The 19,793-nt window shown below is 74.8% G+C and carries 15 protein-coding genes and 1 pseudogene; 9 read left to right on the top strand and 7 right to left on the bottom strand.

Going from position 1 to position 19,793, the window contains the following annotated elements; all coding sequences use genetic code 11:
* Positions 1-412: 412 nt before the first annotated feature.
* Positions 413-2,092, bottom strand: a complete 1,680-nt coding sequence (locus tag ABTY04_RS12865; protein ID WP_352213390.1) for an IucA/IucC family protein — start codon at positions 2,090-2,092, stop codon at positions 413-415.
* Between the two features lie 111 nt (positions 2,093-2,203).
* On the opposite strand from ABTY04_RS12865, the gene ABTY04_RS12860 reads away from it, so the two are divergent.
* The gene (locus ABTY04_RS12860) at positions 2,204-3,751 is read left to right on the top strand and encodes an IucA/IucC family protein (protein ID WP_352213389.1); all 1,548 of its coding nucleotides are present in this window, start codon (positions 2,204-2,206) and stop codon (positions 3,749-3,751) included.
* A gap of 11 nt (positions 3,752-3,762) precedes the next feature.
* Entirely contained in the window at positions 3,763-4,440 is a 678-nt protein-coding gene (locus ABTY04_RS12855; RefSeq protein ID WP_352213388.1) for a class I SAM-dependent DNA methyltransferase, read from the top strand.
* 40 nt (positions 4,441-4,480) lie between these two features.
* Here the strand turns inward: ABTY04_RS12855 and ABTY04_RS12850 are convergent, their stop codons facing one another.
* Positions 4,481-5,620: a hypothetical protein gene (locus tag ABTY04_RS12850; RefSeq protein ID WP_352213387.1), complete on the bottom strand. Its 1,140-nt coding sequence runs from the start codon at positions 5,618-5,620 to the stop codon at positions 4,481-4,483.
* Positions 5,621-6,222: 602 nt separating this feature from the next.
* Between ABTY04_RS12850 and ABTY04_RS12845 the strand changes: the two genes are divergently transcribed.
* Together ABTY04_RS12845 and ABTY04_RS12840 are read left to right on the top strand one after the other, a co-directional pair.
* Positions 6,223-7,761: an FAD-binding oxidoreductase gene (locus ABTY04_RS12845; RefSeq protein WP_352213386.1), complete on the top strand. Its 1,539-nt coding sequence runs from the start codon at positions 6,223-6,225 to the stop codon at positions 7,759-7,761.
* A gap of 11 nt (positions 7,762-7,772) precedes the next feature.
* Complete coding sequence (locus ABTY04_RS12840; protein ID WP_352213385.1) at positions 7,773-8,690, top strand: S1 family peptidase; 918 nt, start codon at positions 7,773-7,775, stop codon at positions 8,688-8,690.
* Here ABTY04_RS12840 and ABTY04_RS12835 read toward each other — a convergent pair.
* From ABTY04_RS12835 to ABTY04_RS12825, 3 genes are all read right to left on the bottom strand, one after another.
* The gene (locus ABTY04_RS12835) at positions 8,644-9,039 is read right to left on the bottom strand and encodes a hypothetical protein (RefSeq protein WP_352213384.1); all 396 of its coding nucleotides are present in this window, start codon (positions 9,037-9,039) and stop codon (positions 8,644-8,646) included. The genes ABTY04_RS12840 and ABTY04_RS12835 overlap by 47 nt on opposite strands.
* A gap of 63 nt (positions 9,040-9,102) precedes the next feature.
* Positions 9,103-10,053, bottom strand: coding sequence for an AEC family transporter (locus tag ABTY04_RS12830; RefSeq protein WP_352213383.1), 951 nt, complete (start codon positions 10,051-10,053; stop codon positions 9,103-9,105).
* Positions 10,054-10,184: 131 nt separating this feature from the next.
* Entirely contained in the window at positions 10,185-10,607 is a 423-nt protein-coding gene (locus ABTY04_RS12825; protein ID WP_352213382.1) for a DUF350 domain-containing protein, read from the bottom strand.
* A gap of 169 nt (positions 10,608-10,776) precedes the next feature.
* On the opposite strand from ABTY04_RS12825, the gene ABTY04_RS12820 reads away from it, so the two are divergent.
* Positions 10,777-12,513 (top strand): GNAT family N-acetyltransferase, encoded by a 1,737-nt coding sequence (locus ABTY04_RS12820; protein WP_352213381.1) that lies wholly within the window; start codon positions 10,777-10,779, stop codon positions 12,511-12,513.
* Positions 12,514-12,515: 2 nt separating this feature from the next.
* Here the strand turns inward: ABTY04_RS12820 and ABTY04_RS12815 are convergent, their stop codons facing one another.
* Positions 12,516-14,606, bottom strand: a complete 2,091-nt coding sequence (locus ABTY04_RS12815; protein ID WP_352213380.1) for an AMP-binding protein — start codon at positions 14,604-14,606, stop codon at positions 12,516-12,518.
* A 129-nt stretch (positions 14,607-14,735) separates the two neighbouring features.
* On the opposite strand from ABTY04_RS12815, the gene ABTY04_RS12810 reads away from it, so the two are divergent.
* The 4 genes from ABTY04_RS12810 to ABTY04_RS12795 all read left to right on the top strand — a co-directional run bounded on the left by ABTY04_RS12810 (position 14,736) and on the right by ABTY04_RS12795 (position 19,296).
* The gene (locus ABTY04_RS12810; protein WP_352213379.1) at positions 14,736-16,637 is read left to right on the top strand and encodes an ABC transporter ATP-binding protein; all 1,902 of its coding nucleotides are present in this window, start codon (positions 14,736-14,738) and stop codon (positions 16,635-16,637) included.
* Between the two features lie 58 nt (positions 16,638-16,695).
* Positions 16,696-17,079 (top strand): VOC family protein, encoded by a 384-nt coding sequence (locus tag ABTY04_RS12805; protein ID WP_352213378.1) that lies wholly within the window; start codon positions 16,696-16,698, stop codon positions 17,077-17,079.
* A 62-nt stretch (positions 17,080-17,141) separates the two neighbouring features.
* Positions 17,142-18,257 carry a DNA polymerase III subunit beta family protein gene (locus ABTY04_RS12800; protein ID WP_352213377.1) on the top strand — a complete coding sequence of 372 codons (1,116 nt, stop codon included), beginning with the start codon at positions 17,142-17,144 and terminating at the stop codon, positions 18,255-18,257.
* A gap of 175 nt (positions 18,258-18,432) precedes the next feature.
* Complete coding sequence (locus ABTY04_RS12795) at positions 18,433-19,296, top strand: NAD(P)-dependent oxidoreductase (protein ID WP_502996621.1); 864 nt, start codon at positions 18,433-18,435, stop codon at positions 19,294-19,296.
* Between the two features lie 247 nt (positions 19,297-19,543).
* Here the strand turns inward: ABTY04_RS12795 and ABTY04_RS12790 are convergent.
* A pseudogene (locus ABTY04_RS12790) lies at positions 19,544-19,672 on the bottom strand (GntR family transcriptional regulator); the annotation flags it as partial.
* Positions 19,673-19,793: the final 121 nt, after the last annotated feature.

Genomic DNA, 19,793 nt, shown 5'->3' with positions numbered 1-19,793 from the left:
GCAAACTCATCGCTCCGAGCCGTTATTGCCGCAGTGATGCGGGTCACACGCCGGAACTCGCCCTCGCATGCGGCCCTTCGCCCAGGCCGCCCAGGACATCGGCATCCGCATCCATCCGGCGTGGTGCACTCCTGAGTATCACCGGCTCCGTGCCGGTCCAGGCGCACCGCCCGGGCCGCAGGTCCGGGTTGCCGAACAGGCCGCTCCGCGCCGTCGCATGGACCTCCGGAACGGCCGCGAGCTCGGCCCGTCCCGGTGACGGGTCCACCGCGACCACGTTTGGCGGCCGGCACCGCGCCCAACTCGGCATGGCTGCCGTCGCGAGTCCGGCCCAAGCCGCCGAGGACCGCCACCACCCGGGGACCGGGAGCAAGCCGGCCCCGCCGGGTCGGCTTCGACCGTTCCGACGGCCCTAGCCTGTCGTCAGAGTCCCTCCCCCGGCCACCGCCGGGGGGTGCCCCCCGGGCCGGCGCTGCTGTGACGACACGACCTGGGCCGGCAGCGGGTTCGGGAGCGGGACGTAGCGCGCGTCCGCGCCGTCCGCGCGGGTCCAGCGCAGCAGCAGGTTCGTCTTGGCCGGGAGGGCAGGGGCGGAGAGGAGTTCCGCGATCTCGGGAAGCCCGCGTTCGGCGTCGTAGCGCAGGAACTCCTCGCGCACCGCCGGCCACACCGCGGCGGCCGCGTCCGGGTGCGCCTCGGCGAGGGCCCTCGCCACCTCCGTCAGGTGGTTGACCACCAGGCAGTAGACCAGCCGCTGCCACGCGGCCGCGCGCTCCACGTCCGGCAGGAGCTTCACCCCCTCCGCGTCCCGGAACAGGGCCTGTACGGGCATGCCCCGGGCGTCCACCGCGACGAGGCTGTTCTGCAGGTGAGCCTCCAGCACGACGCCGTGGCGGGCGAACAAGTCCAGTACGGGCGGCACGACATGGCGCAGATACGCCCGCCACCAGCCGGCCGGATCGGTCGTCGCGGCCAGCGGGCTGCCCGGGAAGCCCTCGGCGAGCGCGGCGGCCGCCAGCGGGGTGGCCCCCGGCTCCAGTTGTGCGTGCAGCCCGTCGCGGACCAGGACGGCGAGTTCCTCGAAGGCGAAGGAGGCGGTCCGGTAGCCGCGGTCGGCGAGCCAGGCGGCGTTCGACCCGGAGCCGCGCAGAGCGGCGAAAGCGGCCTCGACCGCGGCGTCCGTGCGGCGCAGTTTCAGCAGGTCGTGCCGCCACAGCCGACGCACGTCGTTGGTGATCCGGACGTCGAGGCTGAATTTCACGAAGAGATCGCCGTCCCGGTCACGGACGCGTTCACCCCCGCGCTCGCCCTCGCCCTCACCGGGTATGTACAGAGTCCGGATCGAGGCCGTCGGCCAGGCCGGGCGGCGCCCCGGGCCGAGCCGCAGCAGCCGCCCGTCGGCGAAGGCCGCGCGTACGGCCGCCGAGCCGGCGACCAGGTCCAGCTGCCACGGATGGGCGGGCAGCAACCGGTATCCGGCGGGCGGGCACGGGCCGTCGAGCAGTCCGGCCAGCGAGTCGATCGCGTCGGCGGCGGCCGGCCCGCCCTCCTCGACGACCTGGTCCTCGCGCAGCCCCAGGAAGAGCAGCGGGAACCGGGCGTACGCCTCCGGCGCGTACGGCAGCCAACTCGCGGCGGGCGCGCCGCCCCGGGCCTTGGGGGCCGGGTGGTACGGGTGTCCCGTGATCAGGGATTGCTCGGACAGGATGTACGGGTCCTGCGGGAGCGCGGCCGCGGCGCGGACGGCGAGCAGCGCGGCGACGGCCTCGCGGCTGTCCGCGATCTCGACCGGGAGCTCGTCGTTCGGCACGCCCGTGTACTGGTGCAGCTCGTCGGCCGTGAGTTTGACCAACTCGGTGTGGGTGAGCGGACGCCAGCCCTCCGCCGTGCGCAGTTCGGGGTGTACGGGCCGGCGCCCGCCCCGCACCCGCAGCAGCCGCCCGCTGCCGCGCAGCCGGTGGACACGCCCTTCCGAGGCATCGCCGGACGCCTCCGCAGGATCGGCCGCCTCCCGCAGCAGGCAGTTCAACAAGGGGGTGGCGGCGTAGGCGTCGGCTGCGGCGTTGAGGTCCACGGATTCCATTCGGTCCATCCAATGCGCCGGGAGTTCGCAGGGCGTACCCCCGGCCGTGATCTTCAGTATCCGCGATGATGACGTGATCACCACGTCACCCGTGAGAGGAACAGGGCCCTGGACCCCAGCATGAACCTCCCCGCCTCCCCTGCCGAGGAAGCCGTGTCCGCCGAACTGGCCGAGGTGCGCCCCGCGCTCAGTTCCGCTTACAGCGCCGCGCTCGACGGCGCCCGCTCCGCCGTGCTGACCCGGCTGTGGCGGGCGCTGGCCTTCGAACCGCTGCCGTGGGTGGAGCGCCGCGAGCGGGGGCCCGGCGCCCTGGCGCTCCTGCTGTGCGGCGGCAGACGGCTGGAGGGACCGCTGCCGGACCTGTACGCGACCGTCCCGTACGTGTCCGAGGTGCTGCTCGACGGCACCCCGTACCGGCACGCCGGACGCCTGATGGCGGCGCTCGGGGTACCGCACGGGGACTCCTTCGCCGCCGAGCTGGACGACAGCACCGCCTCGCTCGCGCTGTCCCGGGCGGGGCAGCCGACCCCCGGGGATGCGGCTCCGCACGCCGCCTGGGAGTGGGAGCAGACGGTCGTCGACGGCCATCCGTACCACCCCAACTGCCGCTCCCGGCCCGGTTTCTCGGTGGCCGAGCAGCTGGCGTACGCGCCGGAGCACCGGCCGGTGGTCGAGCTCGGGCTGGTCGCCGTACGGGCGCAGGAATGCCTGGTCACGGGCGTCTGGCCGGCCGAGCTGAGGGAGGACGGCCGGATCCTGCTGCCGGTGCACCCGTGGCAGGCGGAACACGTCCTGAAACAAACGGTCCGGGGGCCGGCGGCGCTGCGCCCCGGCTTCGCGGCGCATCCCCTGATGGCGCTGCGCACCCTCTCCCCCGTGGCGGGCGGCGCACATGTCAAGACGGCGCTGAGCACCCGGCTGACCTCCTCCGTGCGGGACATGTCCGGCTACTCCATCGAGACGGCGGCTGCGGTGTCCGCCTTCGCGCAGGCCCTGTCCGAGCGGCTGGACGGGCGGCTCCACATCACCCGCACCCTGGGCGCCGCGACCGCGCACAGCCCGGACCTGGCGGCGGTGCTGCGCGAGCCGCCCGAGGTGTACGCGGACGCCGCGGCGGGCGAGTGGGTCGCGCCGGTGGCGGCCCTGGCCCTGTCGCCGTTCGCGCACTCGGCGTCCTGGCGGGCCGAGTTCGCCCGGCTCGCGCTGTCGGTGTGCCTGCGGGTGCTGGACCTGGGGGTGGCCCTGGAGGCCCACGGCCAGAACCTCCTCGTCGTCCTGTCCGCGTCCGGGGCCCCGCTGCGGCTGGTCTACCGCGATCTCGCCGACATCCGGATCAGCCCGGAGCGGCTCGCCCGGCACGGCTTGCCGGTACCGCCCCTCGCGGGCCGGCTGATCACCGACGACGTGACCTTGCTGCGGCGCAAACTGTTCGCTTCCCTGCTGACCGGGACGTTGGGCGCCACCGCCGGCTCGGCCGCGGCCTTCGGCGAGGCGCTGGCCGAGGCCGCCGGCCTCCCGGCCACCGCGGACACCGAGGCCCTGCTCGGCGCGCCGCTGCCGGCCAAGGCCCTGACACTGATGCGGCTGAGCCCGGGAATTCCGGGCGACCAGTGGGCGGAGCTGGACAATCCGCTGACCGGGGCGGACCGGAAGGGGCGGGCGGGCTAGTGTCACAGGGCATGAAGGAGACCTCGTACCTGAACTCCGTTCGGGCGTCCTACGACGCCGTCGCCGTCGACTACGCCAGGCTCCTGCGGGCAGAGCTGGCGGACAGACCGCTGGACCGGGCCATGCTGGCGGCCTTCGCCGAGTGCGTGCGCCGCGACGAAGGCGGCGCGGGCCGGGCGGTCGCGGACCTGGGCTGCGGCCCGGGGCGGGTGACGGCCCATCTGGACGGGCTCGGCGTACGGGCCTTCGGTGTCGACCTGTCCCCGGCGATGGTCGCGGTGGCCCGGCGGATGTATCCGGGCCTGCGCTTCGAGGTGGGCTCGATGGCGGCGCTGGACGTCGCGGACGGGGTGCTCGGCGGAGTGCTGGCCTGGTACTCGACGGTGCACACCCCGCCGGGGGATCTGCCGCCGCTGTTCGCGGAGTTCGCCAGGGTGCTCGCGCCGGGCGGCCACGTGCTGATCGCGTTCAAGGCGGGCGACGAGAAGATCCGGCTTGACCACGCGTACGGGCACCCCGTCGACCTGGACGTCTACCGGACCGCGCCGGAGCTGATCGCGGACCTGCTCACCGGGGCCGGCCTGGAGGAGGTGGCCCGCCTGGTCCGGCAGCCCGCGGGCCACGAGAAGTCCCCCCAGGGCTTCCTCCTGGCCCGCAAGGCCCGTCGGGACACGGGCGGCGGCGCCTAGCTTGATCTTTAACGTCCGACGTCGGACGTTAAAGATCAAGCTAGCGGCTGCCCTCCAGTACTTCCAGCCGCTGCTGCGTCAGCCGCAGGAGTCTCGGTTCGAGGCTCGGCAGGGCGCTCAGCAGGCGGACGAGTTCGGGGCCGGCGTCGCGGGCCGCCGCCTGGTCCTTGAGCTGGGTCCAGCAGTAGAGGGCGCCCGCCGCGGCCGCGAGGACCTCGGGGGCGTCCGGCGGCTGGTGCTCCAGGCGGGTGCGCCCTGCGTTGATCCAGAGCTGGGTCGCCGACCGGTAGTTTCCGGCCATTCTGGCGAGGTCGGCGCGGATCTCCGCCCAGTGGGTGGCCTCGGGCGAGGTGGACCCGTGGGTCTGGAGCACGTGTTGCTCCCAGGCCTGGGCGAGCGTGGCCGCCTCCTGGTGCCGTCCGCCGGAGGCGAGGGCGTGGATGTGCGGCCGGGGATCCGGAACCAGCTCCGCCGGCGCCGGGGCATGGGCAGCGGCCGGCGCGGCGATCTCGCGCATCGCCGGCAGGACGAGGGTGCCGGGCGGCAGGGCGGCGGCTCCGACGGCGAAGGCGTGCAGGTGCAGGTCGGCGGGGCGGGTGGGGCTGCGGCGCAGCTGGTCGATCCAGTGGCGGGTGTACGCGCTCACCCGGTCCGCTCCGCCGGCGAAGGCGGGCGGAACGACCACCCCGTACACCTCGGCGGAGGGCGGGGCGGGCAGGCTCCCGTACTCCTGGAGCACCGGCCAGGCGGACTTGTCGGCGACGAGGTCGAGCACCACCGTGGTCGGACCGGCGGTCCGGGCCCCGAGCTCGGTACCCAGCCAGTCCCACGGGAGCGCCGTGTAGCGGACGGTGGAGGCCGTGGTCCCCGCCAGCGCGAGGTGGAGGCGGTGCCCGCGGCGGTCGAGGGTGAGCCGCCCCGAGAGGTAGACGAGCAGCGGCCCGGGGCTCGCGGCGGCGGCGCGCAGCCGCATCAGCACGGTGTTGGGATCCCGGGCGCCGTCGAGGTACGTGGTGTCGGTGGGGACCTGGCTGTTCAGCAGCGCCGATACGGGCAGCACTCCGAGCGCGGCCAGATTCGCACTGGGCGCGACCTGAACGGCGCGTCGCCGCACGGCGGCGTCGCCCGCTATGAGAAGAACGTGCCCTCGCTGCTGCCTGCCGGCTCCGTCGGTCTGCATGGGCAGACCGTACTCACCTCACGACCCCCGTCGCAGCCCCGGTGATCGGATTCGCCTCACCGGGACGGCGCCTACGCTGCCGCGATGCGGTGCCGGGCGGGCCCGCGGCCTCATCCGATGCGGGGGTCAGCAGTCGAACCGGACGACAAGACGGACGCCCTCGTCACCGTGGATGCCGGCAAGGGTGCGCATGACGGCCCGGACGGCTCCCCAGCCGGCGTCCGGACGGCCAGTCTGCGCGTGAGCCGGACGATACGGAAGAGGCGGTCGCCGCCGTGCCACTCGGTGCCCTCGGGCCCGCTGCGGCCCGCACGCTGCAGATCACCGGGCTGTACCGCAGGGTGTGGGACGCGTAGCCCGCGGGACGCGGCCGGGCCTGCCGAGATCCCGCTGTGGCGCGGAGACAGCGGCCGGGCCGATGGCCGTGATCCCGGTCAACGCCGCCGGGACCGGGGCGATTTCGCCCCGGTCCGGCGCACCCGCAGCCACGCGACCGCCGCAGGGCCTCGCGGGCAGGCGGACCGTGGGCCGTTCGGGGGGCAACACGGCCGCCGTGGGCCCGCCTTCGCTCCGATCGGCCCAGGCGATGGCAGGAAGGAGAAATGAGCCTCCACCGCCGCCAGATCCTGGTCAGCGCCCCCGCAGCCGTCCTCGCCGCCTTCGGGGCGGCCGGGGCTGCCGGGGCGGCGGCCCGCGGCCCGGACTGGGCGGTGCTCGCCCGCGGGATCGACGGGCGGGTGGTGCTGCCGGGCGAGGGCGACTACCCCGAGGCCCGGCAGCTGTTCCAGCCCCGGTACGACGCCGTCGCGCCGGGCGCGGTGGCCTATCCCGCGCACGCCGCCGACGTGGCCGTCTGCCTGGGCTTCGCCCGCCGCTCCGCAATCCCCGTGGTGCCGCGCGGCGGCGGCCACAGCTACGCCGGCTGGTCCACCTGCGCCGGCGGGCTCGTCGTCGACCTCGGCGCCATGGACCGGCTGACCGTCGAGGGGGCCGGGGTGCGGATCGGCGCCGGGGCCCGGCTCGGCGACGTCAACCGGGCCCTCGCCGGGCAGGGCCTGGGCATCCCGACCGGGTTGTGCCCCACCGTCGGGATCGCCGGACTCACCCTGGGCGGCGGGCTGGGGCTAGCCTCCCGGGCGTACGGCACCACCTCCGACCGGCTCACCGGCGCCACCGTGGTCACCCCCGACGGGATCGTGCGCGAGGTCGACGCCGCCCGGGACCCGGGGCTGTTCTGGGCCCTGCGCGGAGGCGGTGGCGGCAACTTCGGCGTGGTCACCGAGTTCCGCTTCCGCACCCACCCGGCCGCCGACTGCGCCTACGCCGAACTCCACTGGGCCGAAGCCGACTCCGCCTCCCTGCTGCGCGGCTGGCAGCGCTGGCTGGCCACCCTGCCCGACCCCTTCTGGAGCCAGGTCGAGTTCCTCCTCGACGGCGGTCCGGCGTCGGCCCCGGTCACGGCCCCGGCCGTCCGGGTCCTGTGCCTGGACGGGCGCGGCGAGCTGGACCGGGAGCTCACCCGGCTGTCGGACCTGGTCGGCCGGCCGCCGCGGGACAGCTGGAGCGTCGTACGGGGCTACGAGGAGACGCTGCGGGCCATGTCGGGCTGTGCGGAGCAGAGCGCGGCGCAGTGCCATCTGCCCGGCACCCTGCCCGGCCGGACCCCCGAAGGGCGGACCGGCCGGGACTCGTACAGCGGGCGCAGCGACTTCTGGGGCGCCGCCGGGCTGCCGGACGCGGGGATCGCCGCCGTGCTGGCCGCCGTGCGGCGGTACGGGCAGACCGTGCCGGGCGGCGGGCTGGGCGTCGTCCAGTTCGCCGGCGAGTGCGGCGGGGCGGTGAACCGGCCGGCCGCGGCCAGCACCGCGTTCGTGCACCGCGACAGCGCCTTCCTCACCCAGTACCTCGCCTACTGGCCCGCGTCCGCGACGCCCGCGGAGGTGGCGGGGCACCAGGGCTGGCTCGACGGGCTGTGGCAGGACCTGCGCCCGTGGGCGAGCGGCCGCGCCTACCAGAACTACATCGATCCGAAACTGCCCGCCTGGCGCGAGGCCTATTACGGGCCGAACCTCGCCCGCCTCGAAGAGGTCCGGCGCACCTACGACCCGGACCGGCTGTTCCGCTTCCCGCAGGCCATCTAGAGGAGCTCGACATGCGACGTACGTTGACCGTGGCGGTGATGACGGCCGCCCTGCTGCTGCCCGCCGGGCCGCTGCCGGTGGCCGAGGCCGGGAGCCCCATGCCGCCCCCCGGCAGGTGGTCCGCCCGCGAGGCGGAGGACTTCTGGACGGCCGACCGGATGGCATCCGCGGCCCCCATGGCCCCCGCGGCGGCCGGGGCCACGGACCCCGGCACCGGGCAGGACTTCGACGGGATCCCGGTCGTCGGCCGGATGTTCGTGATGAAGGACGGCGGCGCGTACTTCTGCACCGCGAGCGTGGTCGCCTCCCCCGGCCGCAACCTGGTGCTCAGCGCGGCGCACTGCCTGCTCGGCACCGACGCCCGGCAGGTGGCCTTCGTACCGCTGTACACGGCGGACAACCCGCAGCCGTACGGGATGTTCCCGGTGCTGCGCGCCGCCGACGGGCGTTCGAAAGTGTGGATCGACCCGCGCTACAAGAGCCTGGGCGCCGACAAGGGAGCCTCCCTCGACGTGGCCTTCGCGCAGGTGGGGCCGGACGCGGACGGGTTCCCCGTCGAAGCCGTCGTCGGCGGGAACCGCCTGGTCACCGGCGCCGGTTACGAACACGCGAAGGTGTCGCTGATCGGCTATCCGGCATCGGCCGCGCGCCCGCGGCTGTGTGTGAACCGGACGACCAAGTTCACCAGCAACGATCCGGGAATCCCCGGATCGTTCCTGCGGATCGACTGCACCGGATACCCCGGCGGGACCAGCGGCGGACCCTTCCTGAAGAACTACGACAAGGTGACCGAGACCGGGGACGTCGTCGGGGTCATCGGCGGCTGGAAGACGGGCGGGGACACCGCGGACACCTCGTACAGCTCGTACTTCGGGGCGGACGTCAAGAAGTTGTACGAGCAGGCGGTTGCCGGGGCACAGGCGGGGTGAGCACCCGGCCCCGGCGGGTGCGCCGCGGGTTCCCCACCGTGCGCGGGGTCGCCGGGAGCCCGTCGGCGGTCAGCTGGTCGGCGGGCGGGAGCCCGAGCCGGCGGCGCAGGTCGGCGAGGGCGGCGTGCACCGGGGCCAGGACGGCCTCGGCACGCGGATGGGCGTACGCCAGGGCGTGCGCGGTGGTCTCGATGGTCTCGGCGGCGTCCTCGGCCGCCGTACGGCTCCACCCGCCGGGCTCGGCGGAACTCCACGGGGCGACGGCGTCGTAGAGGTGGCAGGCGGCATCGGCCGCGGCATCGGCCCGTTCACCGACGCCCGGCGCCGCGATGGTCGGCAACAGCTCCATGCCGGGTCAACGACCGAAGCCCCCGCGGGGAACGAGCGGACCGCCACCTGTTCGCGGGGCGGCTCACGCTGCGACCACGATCTGCAGCCAGAGGGGGAGCAGCAGCAGGGAGACCACCGAGCTCTTGATCACGAGCGAGGCGGAGAGGTCGACGCCGACGTCGTAGCGCTGGGCGAAGATGAACAGGTTCTGCGGGGTGGGCATCGCGGCGATCAGGACGAGGTACGTCAGCCACTCCCCCCGTACGCCGAACAGCGGCCCGCACACCGCCCAGGCCAGCAGCGGGAAGGCCAGGCACTTGAAGGTGATGAGGGCCAGCTCCTCGCGGCCGGTGCCCCGGATGTCCAGCCCCAGGCCGCCGAGGTGGAGTCCGAGGGCGAACAGTGCGATCGGCGAGGCACTGTCCCCGACGAACGCGGCCCCGTCCAGGACCACCTTCGGGAGGTGCACCGACAAGAGGTTGAGCAGGATACCGGCGTTGCAGGCGAGGACCAGCGGGGTGGCGAGCGAGGCGCCGACGGCCCGGGAGAGCCGCTGCACGGGACCCCCGGCGGCCGGACCGGCGCGACCCAGCTCCATGATGGCGATGACGACGAGGGAGAGCACGCAGACCTGGAACAGCAGCACGGGGAAGATCGGCGCGGCCGTCCCGAACAGGGTGATGAACACGGGGACGGCGAAGTAGGCGGTGTTCACCTGGACTCCGGCCATCACGCGCAGCGCCACGTCGCGGGGGTCCCGTACGCCCTGGGCGGCCGAGACGAAGGCGACGGCGAGCACCGCGAGGGCGGCGGCCACGGCGTAGGCGCCGATGGCCCGCCAGTTGAACAGGGCGCCGAGGTCGCTGCCGTAGATGTTGCCGAAGAGGTAGCAGGGGACGGCGAACAGGAAGGCGTAGTCGGCGAAGGCCTTGGAGGCCTCGACCGGCACGGTCTTGCGGCGGGCGAGCAGCACTCCGCCGCCGAAGGCCAGCAGCACCGGCACGAGCTTTTCGAGTGCGGCTGCCGTGCCCATGCCCACCGGCTCCCCCCGTGATCGACCGTGAGCAGCCTACCCGTGCCCGCCTGAAGGACAGGACCGGATCGAGCGGCAGGACCCCCGCCCACCGCGACCGGGCAGACGGCAGACGGCAGACGGCAGACGGGTCAGGCGATCGAGGCGGCGACGATCGCGGCCACCGCCAGGTTGCAGGCGGCCGTGACCCACACCGCCGGGTGCGGGTCCGGATCGACGACGATGGCACCCAGCTTGCCGGGGGTCACCCAGTCCAGCACCAGGAAGGCCACACCCATCAGGACCAGGCCGAGCAGGCCGAACGCGGCGGTGGACAGCATCCCCTTGCCGAAGTCGTCGTACGTCGTCCAGATCGAGGTGAAGACGATCCCGCCGACGCCGAGGAGCGCGGAGCTCAGCATGACGGCCGCGTTCCGGTTGCGCTCCTCCCAGATCTGCTTCCCGAGCTTCCCGGGCGTCAGCACGTCCACCAGGACGATGCCGAGGATCAGCAGCACCAGGCCGAGGAGGCCGAAGGCGCTGGTGCGGCCAAGTCCGTTGATGATGTCGCTCATTGAGAAGCCGTTCTCCGCGAGGGTGGGAAGGACCTGCCGTGCCCGGCGCGCACCTGCGGCCAGGGTGGCCGAATCTATCGCACGGCCTTGTGGCAGACCATGGGGAGGTCAGGGAATGGTAAAGATCAGGACGGCGGGGGCCGGTGAGGCGGAGGCGCTTACCGGGCTTGTGCTCCGTTCCAAAGCGCACTGGGGGTACGACGCGGGGTTCCTGGCCTCCTGCGCGCGGGAACTGCGGATCCGGGCCGGCGAGGTGGCGGCCCGCCGGATCGTGGTCGCCGAGGACGCCTCTGGCGGCCGGGTGCTGGGGCTCGCGTCCCTGGAGGGCGCGCCGCCCGTGGCCCGGCTGGGACTGCTGTTCGTGGAACCGGAAGCCATCGGGCGGGGTGTCGGGCGGCGGTTGTACCGGGACGCGCTGCACCGGGCCGCCGGACTGGGGTTCCGCAGGCTGCTGATCGACGCCGACCCGCATGCGGCGGGGTTCTACCGGGCGATGGGCGCGCAGAGTTCACCGGTGTCCTGCGCCGGTCCGGGCGACGACGAGGTCCCCGCCGGCCTCGTGCGGTTCGAGGCGGCGCCCGTGCCGCTCGCCGACTGGGCGCGGGCCTGGACCGGCGGCGGACCGGCCGTGCACGTGGGCAATGTCGCCGAATACAACGCCCAGTTCACCGACGCCTCCCTGGACCGCGACCAGCGGGCCGCGCACCACTACGCCTGCCTGGCCGCCTTCCACAGCCCGTGGCCGGCCGCGCTGGTGCTGCCCGGGGCGGTGCCGCCGGGCTGGATCGAGCGGGTCTGCCGCGTGATGGAGTGGGAGGGGGTCGAGGTGTACGACGGCCTGGTGGACGGGGGCCCGGCGGACGGGCGCCGGGGGCTGTCGGATGCCGTACGGGCCCGCGCGGCGCTGGCCGGGCGGCTGACCTCGGCTGGGCTGCCGCTCGTACCGTGGGGGCGGACGGCGGCCTTCGCGCGGCTGACCGGACGGCCGTGGCGGCCCCGCGAGCTGCGGTACGAGTCCAAGTCGGCGGCGCACGGCCTGTTCGAGCGGATCCTCTCGGGCGGCGGGCATCCCCGGATCGTGCTCCCCGGGCAGTGGCCGGCCCCCACCCGGCGGGCGGCGGCCCGGCTGCTGGCCGCCCGGGCCGAGGCGGGCGAGAGCACCGTTCTCAAATCGGAGCACGGTGTCGGCGGTTCCGGCACCACCGTGGTGACACCCGACGGGGTCCGCGCCGCCGGCGGCGCCCGCGCGGTGCTGCGCGGACTCCCGCGCGGGCCCCTGCTGGTGGAGGAGTACGTGTCCGGCCCGGCCGAGCCCGGCGCACCGCGCGATCTGACGTACGACGGGTTCGTGGACGAGGCGGGCCGGGTACACGAGGTGGGCGGCGCGGTGATGGACGTGGCGGGCGCCGGGTACCGCGGCGCGACGGTGGGCCCCGGGGTGGTGCCCGCGTGGGCGGAGGAGCCGCTGCTCGCGTTCGGGGATGCGGTGGGCCGGGAGCTGGCGGCCGCCGGCTACCGGGGCTGGTTCGACGTGGACTTCGTCGCCGACGGGGCGGGCCGGCTGGCGCCGACCGAGGCGAACCTGCGGCTCACCGGGCCGTCGGTCGCCTTCATGGTGGCGGCCCGGCTCGACGCGCTGCGGGGCGCGGGGCACCTCGTACGGATCGCCGACCGGGTGGAGCTGGGGGCCAGGCTGCCGGGGGCCGCGCTGGACGAGCTGTGCGAGACGCTGTCCCGGGGCTGCGCCGAGCTCGGTGCGCTGTTCGTGCCCGCGATCCCGACGGGCGCCTTCGACCCGGCGCCGTGGCTGGGCGTGCTGGTGGCCGCGCACGGCAGGAAGGTGCTGGACGCGGCCGAGGCCCTGGTACGGGCGGAGGCGCTCGCCGTGGGCGCGGCGTTCGCCTGAGGTCAGCCGCCGGAGCCCCCGGGAGTGTCGTCGGCGTCGTCGAAGTCGAAGGGCGAGGGCGGCTTTCTGGTGACGTAGACGGCGACGATGGCGGCCGCGATCATCAGCGGGATGTTGAAGGCGTAGACGAGGGCGGCCTGGAGCGGCCAGTCCCGTTTGGCGGCGAGCCGGTAGAGGTTGTCCTGCGGCCACCAGGCGACGAGCAGGTACACCACCGCCAGGTGCGCGGCCGTGGCGAGGCCCCGGCCGCGGCTGCGGACGTGGCGCAGCATGAGTGCGCGGCCCCCGAGCAGGAAGAGCAGCCCCGCGGTGAACGCGGCTCCCTCGCACAGGTAGAGCACGGAGAAGAGGAACGCCCATGGGTTGGGCACACCCCCCAGATCGGTCGAGCCCGGCCAGAGGAGCTTCGCGAGCCCCAGAAGGAACAGGGCGCCGAGGGCCGACACCAGGGTGCTGCAGCCGACGCTCGGCCGTCCGGGCACCGGGCGCCCGCCGGCGGCCCCGTACTTGCCGGCGCCCCGCGCGGCGCTCCCCCTGCCCGGCTTCGCCGTGAGCACGGGCTGGGGCAGGGCGTCCCGGTTCTCCTGGCCCGCGCGGTTGCGGGGCAGCGTGCGCAGCCGGACCACGGCCTGCGGGCTCTGCGCCCGGAGCACCTTGCCCGCGAGGTGGTCGCGCAGCTGCCCGCTGTCCGGCAGGTCGGCGGCCGGGGGCCAGGCCTGCGCGTCGGCGGGCGGGGCCACGTAGGCGACCAGCCGCTGCGCGGCGCCGGTGCCGTCCGGGACCTCGGCCACGAGGGCGGCGCCGATGTCCGGGTGGCTGCGGATGACGGCTTCGACGGCGTGCGGGTCGAGTACGCCGTCGGCTGAGGCGATCCGGTCGCGGATCCGGCCGCGGAACTCCAGCAGCCCGTCCGGGCGGAGCTCCGCCAGGTCGCCGGTGAGGACCGCGTCGCCGCCGTCGGGCGGGGTGAGGCGGATCTGCCCGTCCTTGAGGTCCACCCGGCAGCCGGGGAACGGGGTGCCGATCAGGCAGAGCTGCTCGGGGTCGTCCAACGGGCCCGGCATCTGCGGCAGTTCGAACCAGGTGCCGGTGCCCGCGGTCTCGGTCGGTCCGTACACGTTGAGCAGCCGGGCGCCGGCCCGGAGCCTGCCCTGCAGGGCGTCCAGTTCGTCGAGGAAGAGCCGGTCGCCGGTGACCGTGACCAGGCGCAGCGACCGCAGGGCCGGGTCGGGGTTGCGGCGGCCGGGCGCGCCGGCGGCTCCGGAACCGGATCCGGCGGCGGCCGCGGCCTCCCGTATGAGCAGCCGGGCCGCACCGGCCGGGTCGGTGTGCAGCATGCTGACGCGCTCGGTCTCCACCGCCCGGCGGATCCCTTCGGGCGTCCAGGGCGGGCGCTCGGGCAGGACGAGGGCGCCGCCCGTGCACAGGGCCCGGGTCCAGCCGGCGGCGAAGGCGGTGAGGTCCGGGCTCGGGGTGATCAGGTGGCGGTCCCCGGGAACGGGCCGGATGACCTCGGCCCAGGCCTCGTGGGCGGCGAGCAGCCGGGCGTGGCCGAGGGTCACGGCGCGTGGGACCGCGGCTCCGGTGAACAGGACGGCGGCGGCGCTGCCGGGCTCGGGCCGCTGCGGCGGTCCGGTGGGCCGGCCGGATATCCCGGCCGCCTCCGCGCCGAGGCGGATCACCCGCAGGCCGCTGCCGTCGTCCAGCCGGGCGTGGTGCGCGGCGTGGGTGAGCAGGACGTACGGCGTGAGGGCGGACAGCTGGCGCTGCCCGGTGAGCGGGACCTCGACGTCGATCACGGCGTAGGCCCCGCCTGCCTTGAGGACGGCCAGCAGGGCGATGACGATTTCGGACCGGCGGACGGTCCCGATGGCCACGACGGCGCCGGGCGGCAGTCCGCCGGCGATGAGGTGGTGCGCCAACTGGTTGGCACGGGCGTCCAGTTGTCCGTAGGTGAGGCTGTCCTGGCCGGCGATGACGGCGTGTGCCTGCGGGGTGTCCCGTACCTGTTGCCCGAACAGGTCCAAGACGGTGTCGGCGGTCGTCCGTCCGGAGCGCCCGGACCCTGGGTCCTGCGTCGATCCCTGCGTCATCCCCCGATGATGGCACCCACCGCCGACAGCCCACAGGATACGTGAACGCGCCCCGTACGGGCGGGAGTTCGGTACGGATCCGACCAAACGATTGACCTCAAGCTTGGTTGAGGTCCTAGCGTTCCCATCATGGACATGGAAGTCACCGCCTGGACATCGCTGCACAGCGCGATGAACGCCCAGCAGGACCGGCGCCCGCTCTCCCGGGCGAGCCTGCGCCGGGTCGCCGCCTTCGCCCGCCCGCACCGCCGCGGGCTCACCCTGTTTCTGCTTCTCAGCGTGGTGACCGCGCTGCTGGCGGTGGCCACCCCCGTCCTCGCGAGCCGGGTGGTCACCGCGATCGTGGACGGCCGGGACAGCGCTGCGGTCACCCGGCTCGCCCTGCTCATCGCACTGATCGCGGTCGCCGAGGCGGGGCTCGGGCTGCTCACCCGCAAGCTGTCGGCCACCCTCGGCGAGGGGCTGATCCTGGACCTGCGGACGGCCGTCTTCGACCACGTCCAGCGCATGCCGGTGGCCTTCTTCACCCGGACCCGCACCGGCGCACTGGTCAGCCGGCTCAACAACGACGTGATCGGCGCCCAGCGGGCGTTCAGCAACACCCTGTCCGGGGTGGTCGCCAACACGGTGACCCTGGTCCTGACGCTGGCCGTGATGCTGAGCATCTCCTGGCAGATCACCCTGCTCGCCCTCGTCCTGCTGCCGGTGTTCGTGCTGCCGGCGCGCCGGACGGGGGCGCGGATGGCCGCCATGCAGCGGGAGGCGTCGGCGCTGAACGCGGCGATGGGCACACAGATGACGGAGCGTTTCTCCGCGCCGGGCGCCACCCTCGTGAAGCTGTTCGGGCGGCCCGCCGACGAGTCGGCCGAGTTCGCGGCGCGCGCGGCACGCGTACGGGACATCGGGATCCGTACGGCGATGGCCCAGTCGGCCTTCATCACTGCGCTCACCCTCGTCTCGGCCCTCGCGCTCGCCCTCGTCTACGGGCTCGGCGGCTACTACGCCCTGCGCGAGACCCTGGACGCCGGGAACGTCGTCGCCCTCGCCCTGCTGCTGACCCGGCTGTACGCCCCGCTGACCTCGCTCGCCGGCGCCCGCGTCGAGGTGATGAGCGCCATGGTGAGCTTCGAGCGGGTCTTCGAGATCCTCGACCTGAAGCCGCTGATCGCCCAGAAGCCGGACGCCCGCCGGGTGCCGGAGGGGCCGGTGGCCGTCGAGTTCGACCGGGTCTCCTTCGGCTACCCCTCCCCCGACAAGGTCTCGCTGGCCTCGCTGGAGGAGGTCGCCGTACTCGACGCCCGGGGCGGTACGCAGGTGCTGCACGAGGTGTCCTTCCGCGCCGAGCCGGGGCAGATGGTCGCACTGGTCGGCTCGTCCGGCGCCGGCAAGTCGACGATCGCGCAGCTGCTGCCGCGGCTGTACGACGCCGATGCCGGCACCGTCCGCCTGGGCGGGGTCGACGTACGGGACCTCACGGCCGACTCCATCCGGGAAACGCTCGGCATGGTCACCCAGGACGGGCACCTGTTCCACGAGTCCGTGCGGTCCAACCTGCTGCTGGCCCGGCCGGAGGCGGGCGAGGAGGAGATCTGGGAGGCCCTGCGGCGCTCGCGCCTGGAGGGGCTGGTCGCCTCCCTCCCGGACGGCCTGGACACGGTGGTCGGCGAGCGCGGCTACCGCCTCTCGGGCGGCGAGCGCCAGCGGCTGACCATCGCGCGGCTGCTGCTGGCCCGTCAGCGGGTGGTGATCCTGGACGAGGCCACGGCGCACCTGGACTCCACCTCGGAGGCGGCGGTGCAGGAGGCCCTGGGCGAGGCACTCGCGGGCCGGACGGCGGTGGTGATCGCACACCGGCTGTCGACCGTACAGGCGGCGGACCTGATCCTGGTGGTCGAGGAGGGCCGGATCGTGGAGCGCGGTACGCACACGGAACTGCTGGCCGCGGGCGGACGGTACGAGGAGCTGTACCGGACCCAGTTCGCACCGGCGGACGCCGCGCCGGGCGGCGCCGTACCGGCGGCGGGAGCATGATGCCGGGAGGCCCTCATGCGGCGGGCCGCTGCCGACCGTGGAGCACGTGGAGCAACCGATGGACATCAAGCTGGAGCTGGTCGCCGTGCCCGTCACCGACGTCGACCGGGCCAAGGCCTTCTACGAGCGGATCGGCTTCCACGCCGATCACGACGTCACCGTGAGCGAGGACATCCGCTTCGTGCAGCTGACCCCGCCGGGGTCGGCCTGCTCGATCGCCCTGGGCAAAGGCCTCACCCGGATGGCCCCGGGATCGCTGGACAACGTGCAGGTCGTCGTCGCCGACATCGAGGAGGCGTACGAGGACCTGCGCGGCCGGGGCATCGAGGTGACGGAGATCCAGGACATGCCGTGGGGCTCGTTCGTCTACTTCTCCGACCCGGACGGCAACGGCTGGGCGGTGCAGCAGACGACACCGCGCACCGCGGCCGCCGAGAGCTAGCGCCAACGGCTCGGCGGCGCCGGGTTGACCTTCGAGCGGGATGAAAGTCGACAATCGCCGTCATGGACGACACCCCGCCCGATCTGATGACCATCAGCGCGTTCGCCCGCAGGGTCGCACTCGCACCCAGCGCCCTGCGCTTCTACGACGACTGCCGCGTGCTGCTGCCCGCCCACGTCGACCCGGTGACCGGCTACCGCCACTACACCGCCGCGCAAGAGCCCCGGGCCGTGCTGCTGCGCGACCTGCGGGCCGCCGGGCTGGCGCTGACCGACGTGGTCGCCGTACTCGACGGGCCCGCCGAAGGGGCCCGCGAGGTGCTGGAGCGGCACCGGGCGGCGGTCCGGGAGCGCGGGCGGGCCGCCGACGCGGCGATCGGTGCGGTGCTGGGCGCGCTGCCCGGCGGGCCGCCGGTCACCGAGTTCACGCTCGGCGGAGCCGAGTTGGCGAGTGCGGCCCGGCAGGTGGCGCCGGCCGCCGGACGCGATCCCGGGCATCCCGTCCTGGGCTGCGTACTGGTGGAGTTCGAGGAGGACGAGGTCCGCTTCGTGGCCACCGACCGCTACCGGTTCGCCCTGCGCACGCTGCGGCCTTCGGCCCTGACCGGGCCGCCGGGCCGGTTCCTGATCGACGCGGACGCCCTGGCCGCCCTGGGGGCATGGGCCGCCCGGTCCGCCGAGGTGACGGTGGCGGCGGGCGCCGAGGGGGCCGGGACGCCGCTCACGGTCCGGCATCCGGGCGGCTCCCGCGAGGTGGTACCGGCCGACGGCGCGTTCCCCGCGTACCGGGAGATGCTGGCGGCCCTCGACGGTCCCGCCCACCGGGTGGTCGTGGACCGGGCCGCGCTGATCGCCGCCCTCGACGCCTGCGGCGGCGTCCCGGTCGTGGCGGTGGAACTGGGCCGCGACCGGCTGCTCGTGTCCCGGCCGGACACCGGCGGGCCGGCGTCCCGGCTCGCCGCTGTACGAGAGGAGGCCGAGCCGGTGCGGACCGGCTTCGACCCGGCGGTGCTGGCGTCGGCCCTGGAGGCCGCCGTCGGTCCGGACGTCCTGCTGGAGATCTCCGCGGCGCCCGCCCGGCCGGTCCTGGTCCGCTCCGCCGACCAGGGCTGCTTCACGACGCTGGTCATGCCCGTCGCCCTGCCCGCCCGCCCGCCCGGAGGAGGTCGGATCGGCTGACCGCTGCCCTGGGCATGCTCCATGCCGAGCGCCGCCTCACGGACCGCGATCAGTCGGCCTTGGGCGAGGTGATCGCGCTCCGCGTCCGGGCGGCGCCGGGCGTGGGATGACCCGCCGGGCGGGGCGCGGCGCCGAGACTGGACGGACTGGACGTTTCCGGAAGGGAAGTGACGCCGTGGAGACTGTCGCGCTGCTGGGCACCGGGATCATGGGCTCCGGGATGGCTCGGAACCTGCTGCGGGCCGGGCTCGGGCTGCGGGTGTGGAACCGGACCCGGGAGAAGGCCGAACCGCTGGCCGCGGAGGGCGTGGCGGTCGCCGACAGTCCGGCCGAGGCGGTCTCCGGGGCCGGTGTGGTGCTGACCGTGCTGACGGACGGCGCAGCCGTGGCGCAGGCCATGGCCGCCGCCGTGCCGGGGCTGCGCGCGGGTCAGGTGTGGGCGCAGATGAGCACGGTCGGCGTGGTCGCGCTGGAGGAGCTGGCCGGCTTCGCCCGGGAGCACGGCCTGGTGTTCGTGGACGCCCCGGTGCAGGGGACCCGGCAGCCGGCGGAGGCCGGGACGCTGGTGGTGCTGGCCTCCGGACCGGCGGATCCGCGGCTGGACCCGGTGTTCGACGCGGTGGGCGCCAAGACGCTCCGGGCCGGGGAGGAGGCGGGGGCCGCGACCCGCCTCAAGCTGGCCACGGTCGGGTACGCGATCACCCTGACGGCGGCGGTCGGCGAGGCCCTTGCGCTGGCGGAGGGGCTGGGGGTGGACCCGGACCTGTTCGCGCGGGCCGTGACCGGCGGCCCGATGGACAACCCGTACCTCCAGGCGAAGATGAAGGCCGTCCTGGAACGGGACTTCGCCCCCAGCTTCACGGTGCACAGCGCGCAGAAGGACACCGCCCTGATCGCGGAGGCGGCAGGCCGGGCGGGCGTGGCCGTCGACCTGGCCCGGGCCACCGCCGCCCGGCTGGACCGCGCCGCGGCCCGGGGCCACGGCGCGCAGGACATGGCGGCCGCCTACTTCGCCGGTCCCCCGGACTCGCCCCGCTGATCGGTCCCCGCACAGCGCGGAGACCACCGCCACGGCGGGAGGCGGCCCTGGCGGCGGACCGCCGGGGCCGTCCGGACGCCGGCCGGGGCCCCGCGCGCCGGGGCCCCGCGGACTGGACGGCCGGCTCCGCACGGCATGCCGGAAGCCCGGCGGCACGCCCCGGAGTTCCTGAGCCGGCAGGCCCGTCAGGGGGACGTGGGCTCCGGTGCGAGGACGTCGGGCTCCCCCAGGCCGCCCACCGCGATCTGCCGGGGGCGGCTTCGGCGAGCCCGGCGCACTGGTCGGGGGTGGCCCGCACGGCGGTGAGGCCGGCCGCGACCGGCTCGATCGCGGAGCGCAGCACGGTCAGGGAGCGCAGCCGGCGCGGGCGGTCGGCGATCTCGCCGGTGCGCAGGACCGGAATCTTGAATAAGTACTACTCAATAGCTTCAGTGAGGGCGCACCAACCGATGTCGACGAAAACGGCGAGGTACGACGTGAGCGGCACCCAGCGCGTG

It is taken from the genome of Streptomyces sp. NPDC097981 (assembly GCF_040302565.1).
Classification (GTDB): Bacteria; Actinomycetota; Actinomycetes; order Streptomycetales; family Streptomycetaceae; genus Streptomyces.
The sequence above is the reverse complement of the archived record's forward strand: the minus strand, read 5'-3'. Positions and strand labels throughout refer to the sequence as shown.